Raw genomic sequence first — 14,574 nt, 5'->3', positions numbered from 1 at the left:
TCATGGCAAAACAGGATTTTCTGGTCGAACTGGGCACTGAAGAGCTGCCTCCCAAGGCCCTCAAGCCACTGTCGGACGCGTTTACCCGTGGCATTACCAATGGCCTGGAAGAGGCCGGTATTCGGTTCGGCAAGGTGGAAGCCTTTGCTGCACCACGCCGGCTTGCCGTCAGGGTACGGGACCTGGAAGACGCTCAGCCGGACAAACCGGTGGAAAAACGCGGCCCGGCCGTGAAAGCTGCGTTCGACGATTCCGGCAACCCCACCCGGGCACTGACCGGCTTCGCCACCTCCCTGGGCGTGACACCGGACCAGCTTGATACGATGGAAACTGACAAGGGCGCCTGGGTGGTCTATCGCACCATCGAGAAAGGCCGTCCCACCGTTGAACTGATGCCGGAACTGGTAGACCAGTCCCTGGCCGCACTGCCGATTCCAAAACGCATGCGCTGGGGCGCGCACAGAACCGAGTTCGTGCGTCCGGTGCACTGGGCCATCCTGCTGTTCGGCAACAAGGTGATCGACACCCCGATCATGGGGCTGACTCCGGGTAACAAAACCCGCGGTCACCGTTTCCACTGCCCGAAATCATTGATCGTGCCCACGCCCGGCGACTACGAAGTGGTGCTGCGCCAGGAAGGGTATGTGATCGCTGACTTCGCCGAACGCCGCGAGCAGATCCGTGACGGCGTCACCGCCATTGCCAGGAAGGAAGCGGGCGGCCAGGCGGTTATCAATGAAGACCTGCTGGACGAAGTCACCGCCCTCAACGAGTGGCCCGTGCCGCTCATGGGCCGTTTCGAGGAACGCTTCCTGGAAGTTCCCGCCGAGGCACTGATTTCCTCCATGAAGGAGCACCAGAAGTACTTTCACGTGGTTTCCGCCGACGGCCGGATGCTGCCGCTGTTCATCACCGTTGCCAACCTAGAAAGCAAGGACCCACAACAGGTCGTTTCCGGCAATGAGAAGGTTATCCGCCCACGCCTGTCCGATGCGGCTTTCTTCTATGACACTGACCGCAAGACCCGGCTGGAAGACCGCATCGACCAACTCAAGCCGATCGTGTTCCAGGACAAGCTGGGCAGCATTTACGACAAGTCCGTGCGGGTGGCCGCACTGGCGAAGAAGATCGCCGACGCCATTGGCAGCGATCCCGTTCTGGCTGAGCGCGCCGCCATGCTCGCCAAGACCGACCTGGTCACCGAGATGGTGCTGGAATTCACTGACCTGCAGGGCATCATGGGCCAGTACTACGCCGCCAACGACGGCGAGAACGAAGACGTGGCCAGCGCCCTGAACGAGCAGTACATGCCCCGCTTTGCCGGTGACGACCTGCCCGCAACACTGACGGGCTGCGCCGTGGCCATTGCCGACCGCATCGATTCCCTGGTGGGGCTGTTCGGCATTAACCAGCCACCGTCCGGTACCCGTGACCCGTTCGGGCTGCGTCGAGCCTCACTGGGCGTATTGCGCATCATCATCGAGCGGGAGCTGCCGCTGGACCTGCAAACCCTGTGCGAGTGGGCGGTAGAGGAACACAACAGCATCACCGAACCGAATGTGGCCAACACAGTGGTGGACTATATGCTCGAGCGGTTCCGTGCGCATTATGAAGAGCAGGGCATCAGTGCCGAAGTCTACCTCGCCGTGCACGCCCGCCGTCCAACACGCCCGCTGGACTTTGACCGCCGGGTGAAAGCCGTGGAAGCCTTCCGCCAGCTACCGGAAGCCCTGGCCCTGGCCGGCGCCAACAAACGGGTGTCCAACATCCTTACCAAGCAGGGTGGCGACAGCATTGGTGAAAGCATCGACAGTGAGTTGTTGCAGGACAAGGCGGAAATAACACTGGCCGACCAAATCCGCCAGCAAGCCGACAAGGCATTGCCACTGTTTGAAAAAGGCGATTACGCGACGGCCTTGAGCTCTCTCGCCAGCCTGCGGGAGCCGGTGGATAACTTCTTTGATGAAGTCATGGTGATGGCTGACGACGAGGCCGTGCGTAATAACCGCCTGGCCATGCTCAACCTGCTGCGTAACCTGTTCCTGCGGGTGGCGGATATCTCGGTATTACCCACTGCCAGTGGGCAGTGAAAATCATACGGGGGCTGGTAAAAAACCAGCCAATCCGTATAATACCGGCCGTTGATCGGCGTGTGGCGCAGCTTGGTAGCGCACTTCGTTCGGGACGAAGGGGTCGCAGGTTCGAATCCTGCCACGCCGACCATTTTCCCGCATCTCAGTCCCTTCTTTAACGACGAAATACTCCCCTTTAAGCGACTCTTTTCTTTCAATTGACATAAAGCTTTCACATTGGACATGTACAACGGTGCTCTCATCCCAACGGAGCAGCAGTAATGTCCGACCAATCCTCCCTTTTGGTAGAGAAGCTCTGGCGACTCAAACGTCGCATCGACAAGGGCCAGTGCCCGAGCGTCGACTTTGTCCATCTCAACGTCTTACTGAGAGAGCCCAACTACCGCAATGACGTTCTGATGCGTGTGGAAGCCAATGGCACGCCAGAGCTTCAGGCGCTGGCACGCGAGATCATGGCCAACGATGATGGCCGTCCGCTGATGGCCAAGTCCTCGAACCAGAAACTTCAGGCCAGTCCCGTCACGCCGCAAAAAAGACGCGGTTGGTTTGCCCGTCACGCGCTGGTACTGGTTCCCGTCATTGGCACGGTTGTCGCCACGGTCGCCGGTTTTACCGCATTTGAGAATCGCAACGTGCGTATCAGCGCCGACATTACCACAGACACCGTCTGGGAAAGCGGTCATCGATACACCCTTGAAAACACCGTGTTTGTGGAAGGCGCGAACCTGACCATTGAACCCGGCGTAACCATAGAGGGCGAACCCGGTTCCGCCCTGGTTGTCACGTCCAGTGCCAAACTGTTTGCCCGCGGCAGCCGTAACCAACCGGTGGTCTTTACCAGTAGCAAGGAACCCGGAGCACGGGCTCGCGGTGACTGGGGTGGCGTTGTGCTTCTTGGAAAGGCACCGGTGAACGAGCCGAACGCCCGCATTGAAGGCGTACCTGAAAACGACACCCGTGGGCAATTCGGTGGCAGCGACACGCAGCATAGTTGCGGCGTGGTGCAGTACACCCGCATTGAATTTGCCGGTTTCGAGGTCTATCAGAACAACGAGCTGAACGGCTTAACCCTGGGTGGCTGTGGCTCCAACACCATCATCCAGAACGTGCAGGTTCACCGTGCTCTGGACGACGGTATCGAAATGTTCGGTGGCACCGTCGACCTGAAAAACATCCTGGTGACCGGTGCTGCCGATGACAGCATCGACTGGGACTGGGGCTGGCGAGGCAGGGTACAGTTTGCCATTATTCAGCAGTACCGGGATGTCGGCGATAACGCCTTTGAGGGCGACAACAACGGTTCCAGCCACTCGGCCGTGCCACGGTCCGAACCCACATTCTACAACGTCACCCTTTATGGCAGCGGCCGTTCCGCCAAAGAACACCGCGCTATTATGCTAAGAGAGGGATCCGGCGGCCACTTCCACAATATGATCATCGACAGTTACGCCATTGAGGCCCTGGATACCAGGGATGAGGTCACCGCGCTGGTGGGCATGAATGCCCTGACGTTCAGCCACAACCTGCTTGCCAACAACGGTAGGTTAGGCAACCTCACCATTGTTAACGAAACCGATGATGACGATTTCGGCTTCAACGAAGAGCTGTGGATACGCAGCCCCGAACTGCAGAACACCGTTCAGGTTGAAACCGGCTTGCAACCCTCTGTCACCAGCGAGTCGTCGCCGCATTTCCGCCCCAGAAGCTCAGTGCGCGCCATGACTGCCAAGCGGCCTCCGAAAGCCGAATTCTTTGATGAGTCGGCGATGTACCAGGGCGCTGTTAACCCCAGGGCCACATCGACCTGGCTGGATGACTGGACGGCATTTCCGGAATCCTGACGAGCTTACCAATGCCTGGGAGGGTGGCTACCTCCACAAAGGAATGCAGAGGTCTGAACTTTTCTGTACCCTGCGCGGCTCTTCGCGAAAGGAACAACCATGACCTCCCAGACAAACTCCCTGGCTACCGATGAACGGCCGGGCGCTTTCTCCGATAGCGACCCGATCGTTCTGACGCTTACGATTGGCTTCATCCTGCTGTTCGTTGGTGCTTCCATTATTGACAGCAGCGCCGTCGCCACAGCGATTGGCGCCGGATTCACCTGGACGGCAAAGTACCTGGGGTCGTTCTTCCAACTACTCCTGCTGGCAACCTTTTTCATCGCACTTGGAACAGCGGTCAGCAAGGCCGGCAATGCACGGATTGGTGGCCTGGACCGGCCGGAAATCAGCCGTTTTCGCTGGCTTTCAATGATCATGTGTACATTGCTGGCCGGTGGAGGGGTGTTTTTCGCCGCCGGGGAACCGGTCTATCACTTTATGGTAACACCACCGGCGTTTGATACCGAAGCCGGAACGGCTGCGGCCACCGCTCCCGCCATGGCGCAGTCGTTTACTCACTGGGGCTTCCTTGCCTGGGCCGTGCTCGGCTCGCTGACCGCACTGGTTCTCAGCAGGGCTCACTATGATCAGGGCAAACCGCTGCAGCCGCGAACCCTATTGTATCCGGTGTTTGGTGAGAACGCTGTTCAAGGCAAGCTGGGTGGGGTGATTGACGCCCTTTGCGTCATTGCCGTGGTGGCGGGAACCGTCGGCCCTATCGGTTTCCTGGCAACCCAGGTGAGTTTCGGGCTGCACGAGCTGTTTGGCATCACCGATGGCTATGGCACCCAGCTCGCGGTACTGATCATTCTGGCCGGGGTGTACATGACCTCCGCCATGACCGGCCTGCACAAGGGTATTCAGTTGCTCAGCCGGTTCAACGTGCTCCTCGCCCTGGCCATCGCCGCGGTGATTTTCCTGTTCGGTCCCACACTGTTTCTGGCCAACACCTTTACCCAGTCATTCGGCGAGTACCTGACGTCTTTCATGGCAATGTCGACGATGACCGCTGAAACGGCGCCGGACTGGTGGATGAAATGGTGGACGGTGTTTTTCTTCGCCTGGTTTATTGGTTACACGCCTTTGATGGCAGTGTTTGTGTCGCGAATTTCCCGCGGACGCACGGTTCGTGAAATGATCCTCGCGGTTGCCGTATTGGCACCTATTGCCACCACAATCTGGTTTACGCTGCTGGGTGGCTCGGGAATCTATCACCAGCTGGCCGGCACCTTTGACCTGACCGAAGCGTTGAACAATTTCCGTTTTGACGTCGCCACACTGACCGTGGCCCAGGCGCTGCCAGGAGGCACCTGGATGGCCGCCGCGATACTGCTGCTCACCACCATTTTTGTCGCCACCACCGGCGACTCCATGAGCTATTCCATTGCCATGGTGGGTGCGGGCCATGATGAGCCAAATCCTTGGATCCGGGTATTCTGGGGCGGTGCTATGGCGATGATGGCCGCCATTCTGCTGTATATGGGTTCAGGGCAGATTGGCGTGCTTCAGCAGTTCATTGTGATAACCGCCATACCGGTCTCCTTTGTCATACTGCCATCGCTATGGACAGGGCCGAAAGCGGCTATGGCCATGGCCCGTGATCAGGGGCTTGCCTGACCATCATCACCAGTTCGATGCTGCTGTTCCCAGAGCCTGGCGTAATGCCCCTTCTGGCCCAGCAGCTCGACGTGGTTGCCACTCTCGACAATGCAGCCGCCGTCCATCACCAGAATGGTATCCGCATCGCGCGTCGTCGACAGCCGATGAGCGATAACCAGGGAGGTGCGCTGGCGGCTGACTTCCTTCAAGGCCCCCAGAATCGCCTGTTCAGACAGCGAATCCAGAGAAGATGTGGCTTCGTCCAGAATCAATAACGGTGGGTTCTTGAGAAGTACCCGGGCAATGGCGACCCGCTGTTTCTCGCCGCCGGAAAGTTTAAGCCCCCGCTCACCAACCTGTGTGTTATAGCCATCGGGCAGGCTGTGGATAAACTGTTCCAGGTGCGCCATTCGGGCTGCCCGGTACACCTCTTCCTCGCTGGCATCAGGCCGACCGTAAGCCAGGTTCCGAAAAAGTGTGTCGTTGAACAGCACCGTATCCTGGGGCACCACGCCAATGGCGGAACGCAGGCTGTCCTGGGTGACCTCACGGATATCCTGACCATCGATGGTGATACTGCCCCGGTTCACATCGTAAAACCGGAAAAGCAGGCGGGCGAGGGTCGATTTCCCCGCGCCGCTGGCGCCCACGACGGCTACGGTGTGCCCAGCGGGAATTGAGAAACTTACGTTCCGGAGGATCTGACGGTTGGGGCGATAACCAAAGTGAACCTGGTCGAAACAAACCTCGCCTTTTTCCACCACCAACGCTTTGGCGTTCGGCGCGTCCTCAATGACCGGTTCGTCGCCGAGCAACCCGAACAACCGTTCCACATTCACCAGCGCCTGGCGGATCTCCCGATACACGAACCCCAGTGCATTGAGCGGTATAAACAGCTGTAACAGGTAGGCATTAATCATGGTGAAATCCCCCAGGGTGATCTCACCACTGGCGACTTCCTGCACTGCCATGGCCATGATGACGATCATCGCCACACCGATGATCAGGGCCTGGCCCGAGTTCAGGGCGGCCAGCGACAGCCGGTTTTTGAGCCGTGCCTGTTCCCAGTCATCCAGGTCCTTGTCGTAGAGCTCTGCCTCGAAGCGTTCGTTATTGAAATACTTTACGGTCTCGTAGTTGAGCAGGCTGTCGACTGCGCGGGAATTGGACTGGTTGTCCCGGGCATTGGCTTCGCGCACGTATTTCGTGCGCCACTCGGTCACCTTGATGGAAAACACCACATACACCACCACCGCTACCAGGATCGCCAGCACATAGCCCACGTTGAACACCACGAAGAGAATACCGGCCACCATCAGGATTTCGAGGAGGGTGGGGACAATGTTGAAGAGGGTGAAACGCAGCAGGAAGCTAATGCCGTTGGTGCCCCGTTCAATGTCCCGGGCCAGTCCGCCGGTTTTCCGGTCCAGGTGAAAGGACAGCTCCCGGTTGTGCAGATGTTCGAAAACCCTCAGTGACACTCGTCGCATGGCCCGTTCCGCGACTCGGGCGAACACCGCGTCCCGCAATTCGCTGAACAGGGTGCTGCCAAATCGGAGCAGGCCGTAGGCGACGACCAGTATGACCGGTATCCACAGCAGTACCTCGCCGCCCTGATTTTCGTCCAGGTAGTCGACGATGTATTTCAAGGCGACCGGTGTGGCGACCGTGGCCAGTTTGGAGAAGATCAGGAACCCCAGTGCCAGCATGACTCGACCACGGAATTCCGCCAGATAGGGCCATAGGCCGGCGATGACTTTCCAGTCGGGTTTGTGGTTGGCGGGGTACTCGTTGTCAGCGTAGGCGCGCACTCGGGTTTCCCTTCAATCACGGAGTAGTCGAGCGCACGAGATGGGACTTGTCTGCCAGGACACGCTGTAGATACGTCCCTGTACGCTCGACAAAAGCCATCCATGGCTTTTGACGGTCCTGGCAGACAAGTCCCACCCCGCACGCTCTTACGTAGCTGTATGATAGGTTCTAATACGAGTAAAAACCGTATTGTTATCGGAGTTTACAGTACCCCTTATCCTGGAGGCACACCATCAACACCCGTCATCGGAAGGCTCTGAAACTGGTTGTCGATTTTATCAGCCCTTACAAAAGGGCTGTTACCGGCGCTCTCGTGGCTCTGGTTATTACAGCCGGCATCACACTTGCCCTGGGTCAGGGCTTACGGATTCTGGTGGACCAGGGCCTTGCCACCCAGTCTCCCGCGATGTTGTCCAAAGCAGTCGGTCTGTTTTTTGTGCTGGTGATCGGACTGGCTATCGGCTCCTTTGCCCGCTTTTATCTTGTGTCCTGGATTGGCGAAAGGGTGGTGGCGGATATTCGAAAGCAGGTGTTTAACCATCTGATCGACCTTCACCCTGGTTTCTACGAGAAAAACCGAAGCCTGGAAATACAGTCGCGGTTTACCGCTGATACAACAGTGCTGCAATCCGTCATCGGCTCCACGGTCTCCATCGCGCTGCGCAACACCCTGATGCTGGTGGGCGGTCTGATCCTGCTCTTCATAACCAATGCCAAACTTGCCGGTATCATCATCCTCGGCTTCCCACTGGTGATCATTCCCATCCTGATCTATGGTCGCCGTGTGCGGCAGCTGTCCAGGCTGAGCCAGGACCGGGTCGCGGAAGTGGGCAGCTACGTGGGGGAGAACCTCACCCAGATCAAGACGGTGCAGGCGTTCAACCATCAGCCTCATGACCGCCGGTTTTTCTCACAGGTGGCGGAAAATGCCTTCGAGATTGCCCGTGTGAGGATTCGCCAGCGGGCCTGGCTGACCACCATCGCCATTACCCTGGTTATGGGTGCCATTGGCGTGGTGATCTGGATTGGCGGGCTGGATGTGATCTCAGGTCGTACCAGCCCGGGCGAGCTGGCGGCATTTGTATTCTACAGCCTGTTGGTGGGACTGGCCGCCGGCGCCATCAGTGAAGTGATTGGTGAGTTGCAGCGCGCAGCCGGGGCAGCGGCGCGGATTTTCGAGCTGCTGCAGACACCCAGTGAAATCCTCAGTGGGGCAAACGCCACCCAGGCTCTGCCCGACCCCCTTCGCGGCGACATCGAGATCAGCAATCTGACCTTTTCCTATCCGGCCCGTCGCGATATCGAGGTTCTGCAAAGCCTTTCACTTCACATCCAGGCAGGCGAAACCGTGGCCCTGGTTGGTCCCTCCGGGGCTGGAAAGTCTACGTTGTTCGATCTGCTCTTGAGGTTCTATGACCCCGACACGGGGCGGATTCTTATCGACGGCGTTGACAGTCGTAAGTTAGCGCTTACAGACCTGCGCCAATGCTTTGCGCTGGTGCCACAGAACCCCGCGCTGTTTCACGGCACCATTGCCGATAACATCCGCTACGCTCGACCGGAGGCCAGCGACACTGCCATGGTGGAGGCCGCCAGGATTGCCCATGCCGATGAGTTTATCCGCAAACTGCCAAAAGGCTATGAAACGCCACTGGGCGATACGGGTCTCGGGCTATCGGGGGGGCAGAAGCAGCGGCTGGCGATTGCCCGCGCACTGCTTGCGGATGCGCCTATACTGTTATTGGATGAGGCGACCAGCGCACTGGATGCAGAAAGCGAACACCTGATCCAGCAAGCCATGCCGGGACTGATGTCCAACCGCACGACATTGGTCATCGCACACCGGTTGGCCACCGTCAGGCACGCCGATCGTATCATTGTGATGGACGCCGGAATTATTCAGGATATCGGCAACCACGATGAACTTGTCGAACGGAATCCGCTGTACCGGAGACTTGCGGAACTTCAGTTCCGGGAGGACATTGGCGGCCGCAGTACGTAGAAACAACAGGGCCGGGTTTTCAAACCGGGCCATCATTTCGTGTATGCTGACAGTACCAAACCGAATTCGAGGAGAGGCAAAGTGACGAACAAAGAATTGCAGGCACTCAAAGAACGTTATGTCGCGGCCGGTGCTGCCAGCCCCAACGAGCAGTTTGCCGACCATGCGACCAATGCCGAGCTCTGGGATGCCGATGGCAAGCGTATGATCGACTTCGCCGGCGGCATTGGTGTACTGAATATCGGCCATCGTCACCCCAAAGTGGTTGAAGCGGTGAAGGCGCAGTTGGACAAGCTGATGCACACCTGCCAGACCGTCATGCCCTATGAGGGCTATGTGAAGCTGGCGCAGAAGCTCAGTGAAGTGGTTCCGGTAAAGGGCCACGCCAAGGTCATGCTGGCCAACTCCGGCGCAGAAGCCCTGGAAAACGCCATGAAGATCGCCCGCGCGGCGACCGGCAAAACCAATGTGATCTGCTTTGACGGCGGTTATCACGGCCGTACCTTCTACACCATGGCCATGAACGGCAAAGCCGCTCCTTATCAGACCGATTTCGGCCCAATGCCGGGCACCGTCTTTCGCGCCCCCTATCCGGTTCCCTATCACGGTGTCAGTGAGGATGAAGCGCTCCGTGGCCTGAAGATGGCCATGAAGGCCGATTCACCCGCCAGTGACACCGCCGCCATCGTGATTGAGCCGGTATTGGGTGAGGGTGGTTTCTACGCCGCACCAGCCAGCTTCCTCAAAGAGATCCGCAAGATCTGCGATGAGAACGGCATCCTGATGATCGCGGATGAGGTTCAGAGCGGCTTCGGCCGGACTGGCAAGATGTTCGCCATCGAACACAGCGGTGTTGAGCCCGACATGATGACCATGGCCAAGAGTATGGCCGATGGCATGCCGATCTCAGCCATTGTCGGTACCGACAAGGTTATGGACTCGTCCGGCCCGAACTCCCTCGGCGGCACCTACACTGGCAGCCCGACGGCCTGTGCGGCAGCCCTGGCAGTATTTGACGTGTTCAAGGAAGAAGACATTCTGGGCAAGAGTCAGCGCCTGGGTGACACCCTGCGCAAACGCTTTGATCAGTGGCAGGAACAGTTCCCCCACGTGGACAACGTGCGCAACCTCGGGCCCATGGCTGCGATTGAACTGGTCACCGACAAAATCAGCAAGGAACCGCGGGCAGACCTGGCGGCGGCCGTTACCAAGAAAGCCAAGGAAAACGGCCTGATCCTGCTGAGCTGCGGCATGTACGGCAATACCTTGCGTTTCCTGATGCCGGTCACCATCGAGGACAATATTCTTGAGGAAGGCCTGGCGATCGTTGAGCAGGCACTGAAAGAGGTGGGCTAACACCTTCTGGCAGGGTCATTAACACACCTGCCGCTGTATACCGGAACGCTGGTCAGTGTGAAGCTGACCAGCGTTTTTTTTATGGGCTCTATCCGTTCTAGATCAACTTCCTGATTTCCTTCCACAAGCGCCGATAGGCATCGGCAGCTGCGGATGACCGATCCATCAGTTCCACCGGCTGGCCACTCTCACCCATCTTCTCCACCACACTGGCATTGGGAATCAGCGCGTTCAGCCCATTCTCGAGGCGCTGTTTGCGATGGATCACCATCTCGCGATGCAGATTCTTGCGGCGGTCGACGATGGAGAAAAACGGGTGCAGACGACCGGGTTTGAGTTTCTTGTCCCTGGCGAAGGACTGGAGCTGTTGCCAGCTATTCAGAGCGAGCCAGGTCGGAACCACCGGCACGAACACGCCATCGGCGGTTTTCAACACCTGCTCGGACAACCGCGACATCGAGGGCGGGCAATCCAGTACGACCAGGCTGGTTTCCTCCGATAGCGGCGCCAGCCAGTTTTTGAGGGTATTGGCGCTGTCGTCCTTATCCAGCCGGACATCAAGGTTGCGAAAACTGTTATGGGCCGGGATAAAATCGAGGTCAGGGTAGGCGCTGGCCCGAATGAATTTGCCGATGGGGGTCTTGCCATCCATCAGTGCAGCCAGTTTCCGACCCTTGATCTCGTCGGTTCCCGCCAGGTACCAGCTGGCCGCGCCCTGAGGGTCGAGATCCCATAGCAGGGTGGGAATGCCAGCCTGGCTGGCCAGGTAGGCAATGTTTACAGCCGCAGCGGTTTTACCGACACCGCCTTTAAGGCTGTAAAACGCAATGATCTTCATGCTTCCTCCTAAAGCCCCGTCAAAACACCGGCTGCAAGCTTAACCGATCCCACTGGCAGGCGTGTTTCAGTTTAGTGACACGTATTCAGAAGCTACGTAAATATTGCAACTCCTCCCCCTGACTACTCCCCGCAAACTGCCTGAAAGGATGTTTTGGCTAACGATTGAACACTTCATGTTGACGATGGACATCCACAACTGCCGTCAACAGCCGGCAGTGGCCATTGGATCGTCTCCACAACAAATACAAGACAGGAGCACACAATGATCTCCATACAACGCCTGGTAACCGGTGTCAGTCTCGGCCTGACACTTGCGTTGCCCATTAATACCGCCCACGCCGGTACCTTTGTCCATCTGTTCGAATGGAAGTGGAGCGATGTCGCCACCGAATGTGAACAGTTTCTTGGGCCCAAGGGTTACAGCGCCGTTCAGGTGTCACCGCCGCAGGAACACATTCAGGGCAGCGCCTGGTGGACGCGCTATCAACCGGTCAGCTACCAGCTCCAGAGCCGCAGTGGTAACGCCAACCAGTTCGCTAACATGGTTTCGCGCTGCAACGCGGCCGGAGTGGATGTTTACGTGGATGCAGTGATCAACCATACCGCCAATGGTACGGGAACCGGCACCGCCGGGTCCTATTACAGCAGCGATTCCCTGACCTATCCTATCTACAGTGGCAATGATTTCCACGCCGAATGCAGTATCAACGGCTCGGATTACAGTTCGGATGCCTGGCGCGTTCGCAATTGCCGACTCGTCGGCTTACCGGACCTGGATACCGGAAGCGGCTACGTGCGCGACACTCTGGCCGGCTATCTCAATCAGCTCACGTCGCTGGGTGTGAAGGGTATACGGGTGGATGCCGCCAAACATATGTCGCCCGGTGATATCGGCGCCGTCATCAATCAGGCCGGCGGCCCGCTGTACGTATTCCAGGAGGTGATCGACCTGGGTGGCGAAGCCGTCAGTGCCACTGAGTACACGGGTACGTCAGACGTCACCGAGTTCCGCTACAGCGCGTCCATCGGCAACGTCTTCAAGAACCAGCAACTGGCCAACCTCAACGCCTTTGGTGAGAGCTGGGGCTTCCTGTCCGGCGGTGATGCCGTTGTATTCACCGACAACCATGACAACCAACGTGGCCACGGTGCCGGTGGCAGCAATGTGTTGACCTACAAGGATGGTGATCTCTACAACCTGGCCAACGTGTTCATGCTGGGCTGGCCTTATGGCTACCCCAAGGTAATGTCGAGCTACGCATTTTCCAACGGTGACCAGGGCCCTCCAGCCCAAAACGTCTACCAGAACGGCACTGCTCAGTGCGGGTCCGCCTGGGTATGCGAACATCGCTGGGACTCCATTGCCAACATGGTTGCCTTCCGGGCTGAGACCGACGGCCAGGGCGTGAACAGCTGGTGGGACAATGGCAATAACCAGATTGCCTTTAGTCGGGGCAATAAGGGGTTCGTCGCCATCAACCGTGAAGGCAGCACACTGTCACGGACTTTCAGCACCGGGCTGGCCGATGGAAACTATCGCAATGTGGCTGGCAACGGTGCCTGCGTAACGGTGCAGAATGGCCAGGTGGCACTGACGGTACCGGCGATGGAGGCAGCGGCACTTCATAGCGGTGCCCCCTGTGACGGAAGCGATCCCAATCCGCCAACAGCAGGGACGGCATCCGTCACCTTCCAGTGCCAGAACGGCACTACCACCATGGGGCAAAGTGTGTACGTTACCGGCAACAACAATGCTTTAGGTAACTGGTCACCTGCCGATGCGGTAAAACTGGATCCAACAGCCTACCCAACCTGGAGTGGGTCGATCAATCTACCAGCGGAGACCTCCATCGAGTGGAAATGCCTGAAGCGCAGCGAAACCGATCCCAGCGCCCAGCAGCAGTGGCAGTCAGGGGATAATAACCTGGTACAGACCGCAGGTGAGGGCACCAGCAGTTCCACTTCCGGTTCTTTCTGAAGCGCACCTGCCACTACCACACCAACTGAAACGGCCCGCGTTAGCGGGCCGGTACCGCCGACCTCGGTTACTCACACTCACGGTTTCATCGTATACTGCCTGACGACTTTTTCGGTATGCTGGATTCCACCGGCATCACTTCCCCGAACGATCAGGCTGATTTATGACCGACCCGGAAATCCAATCTCCACCGACCCACAAGCCAAGGCCCTGGGTTGATCTACTCGTGAGTATCATCATTCCCTCCGTCATTCTGATGAAGTTGAGCGGGGATGAATATTTGGGCAGTGTCATGGCCCTGGTCATCGGGCTTGCGTTCCCCCTTGGATGGGGACTGTTCGAGTTGGTGCGCTATCGCAAGTACAACTTTATTGCGGTGCTCGGCATTGTCAGCGTCGGTTTGACCGGCGGTATCGGCCTGATGGAGCTGGATGCCGGCTGGCTGGCGATCAAGGAAGCGGCTGTTCCCGCCGTCATCGGTATTGCCGTGCTCGTTTCAACCCGTACACGCTATCCGCTGGTTAGAACGCTGCTGTACAACCCGTCCGTGCTGAACGTGGACAAGATTCAGGCGGTGCTGAAAGAAAACGGAAGTGAGGAAGAGTTCGAGGCCCGCCTGCTCAAGGCCAGCTATTTCTTCAGCCTGACCTTTCTGTTCTCCTCCATCATGAATTTCGTGCTGGCCAAGTGGATTGTCACCAGCCCGTCCGGAACCCAGGCGTTCAATGAAGAACTGGGCAGGATGACCCTAGTGAGTTATCCCATGATCGCTATTCCCTCGATGATCATGATGATCGCCATTTTCTACTACCTCTGGCGTTCCATTCGCCGGCTCACCGGCTACACCCTTGAGGATGTTATGGCGCCGCACCTTGCGGCCCAGCACGACAACAAGTCGTCTGACACATCCACAGGTAACGGTAGCTGACGCCAGTCAGAAATACTGAATTCCTCTAAACAACTGAATTATAAATAAAAAAGGCGACCATCAGGTCGCCTTTTTCGTATCCC

General features: G+C 58.0%; 9 protein-coding genes and 1 tRNA gene. 8 read left to right on the top strand and 2 right to left on the bottom strand.

The features are described 5' to 3' along the window. Positions 1-2: 2 nt before the first annotated feature. From glyS to ACTRWH_RS00585, 4 genes are all read left to right on the top strand, one after another. On the top strand, positions 3-2,090 hold the full coding sequence (glyS, locus tag ACTRWH_RS00600; RefSeq protein WP_462825757.1) for a glycine--tRNA ligase subunit beta: 2,088 nt from the start codon (positions 3-5) through the stop codon (positions 2,088-2,090). 56 nt (positions 2,091-2,146) lie between these two features. Next, positions 2,147-2,223: transfer RNA gene (locus ACTRWH_RS00595), tRNA-Pro, on the top strand. Positions 2,224-2,353: 130 nt separating this feature from the next. Beyond that, positions 2,354-3,934: a hypothetical protein gene (locus tag ACTRWH_RS00590; protein WP_075196398.1), complete on the top strand. Its 1,581-nt coding sequence runs from the start codon at positions 2,354-2,356 to the stop codon at positions 3,932-3,934. 99 nt (positions 3,935-4,033) lie between these two features. After that, entirely contained in the window at positions 4,034-5,593 is a 1,560-nt protein-coding gene (locus tag ACTRWH_RS00585) for a BCCT family transporter (protein ID WP_462825756.1), read from the top strand. Here ACTRWH_RS00585 and ACTRWH_RS00580 read toward each other — a convergent pair. Continuing rightward, complete coding sequence (locus tag ACTRWH_RS00580) at positions 5,578-7,386, bottom strand: ABCB family ABC transporter ATP-binding protein/permease (RefSeq protein ID WP_228210632.1); 1,809 nt, start codon at positions 7,384-7,386, stop codon at positions 5,578-5,580. The two genes, ACTRWH_RS00585 and ACTRWH_RS00580, sit on opposite strands and share 16 nt — an antisense overlap. 257 nt (positions 7,387-7,643) lie before the next feature. Here ACTRWH_RS00580 and ACTRWH_RS00575 point away from each other — a divergent pair, with 257 nt between their 5' ends. Together ACTRWH_RS00575 and gabT are read left to right on the top strand one after the other, a co-directional pair. Beyond that, positions 7,644-9,389 (top strand): ABC transporter transmembrane domain-containing protein, encoded by a 1,746-nt coding sequence (locus ACTRWH_RS00575; protein ID WP_041332720.1) that lies wholly within the window; start codon positions 7,644-7,646, stop codon positions 9,387-9,389. Between the two features lie 81 nt (positions 9,390-9,470). After that, the gene (gene gabT, locus ACTRWH_RS00570; protein WP_136633219.1) at positions 9,471-10,745 is read left to right on the top strand and encodes a 4-aminobutyrate--2-oxoglutarate transaminase; all 1,275 of its coding nucleotides are present in this window, start codon (positions 9,471-9,473) and stop codon (positions 10,743-10,745) included. A gap of 97 nt (positions 10,746-10,842) precedes the next feature. Here the strand turns inward: gabT and ACTRWH_RS00565 are convergent, their stop codons facing one another. Then, on the bottom strand, positions 10,843-11,583 hold the full coding sequence (locus ACTRWH_RS00565) for a ParA family protein (RefSeq protein ID WP_136633221.1): 741 nt from the start codon (positions 11,581-11,583) through the stop codon (positions 10,843-10,845). Positions 11,584-11,847: 264 nt separating this feature from the next. On the opposite strand from ACTRWH_RS00565, the gene ACTRWH_RS00560 reads away from it, so the two are divergent. Together ACTRWH_RS00560 and ACTRWH_RS00555 are read left to right on the top strand one after the other, a co-directional pair. Then, positions 11,848-13,563, top strand: coding sequence for a carbohydrate-binding module family 20 domain-containing protein (locus ACTRWH_RS00560; protein WP_051947098.1), 1,716 nt, complete (start codon positions 11,848-11,850; stop codon positions 13,561-13,563). Between the two features lie 163 nt (positions 13,564-13,726). After that, a complete protein-coding gene (locus tag ACTRWH_RS00555; RefSeq protein WP_075196403.1) occupies positions 13,727-14,491 on the top strand; it encodes a VC0807 family protein in 765 nt (254 codons plus the stop codon). The last annotated feature ends 83 nt before the right edge of the window (positions 14,492-14,574 follow it).

This window comes from Marinobacter sp. G5_S1_61_S3 (assembly GCF_054968585.1).
The sequence above is the reverse complement of the archived record's forward strand: the minus strand, read 5'-3'. Positions and strand labels throughout refer to the sequence as shown.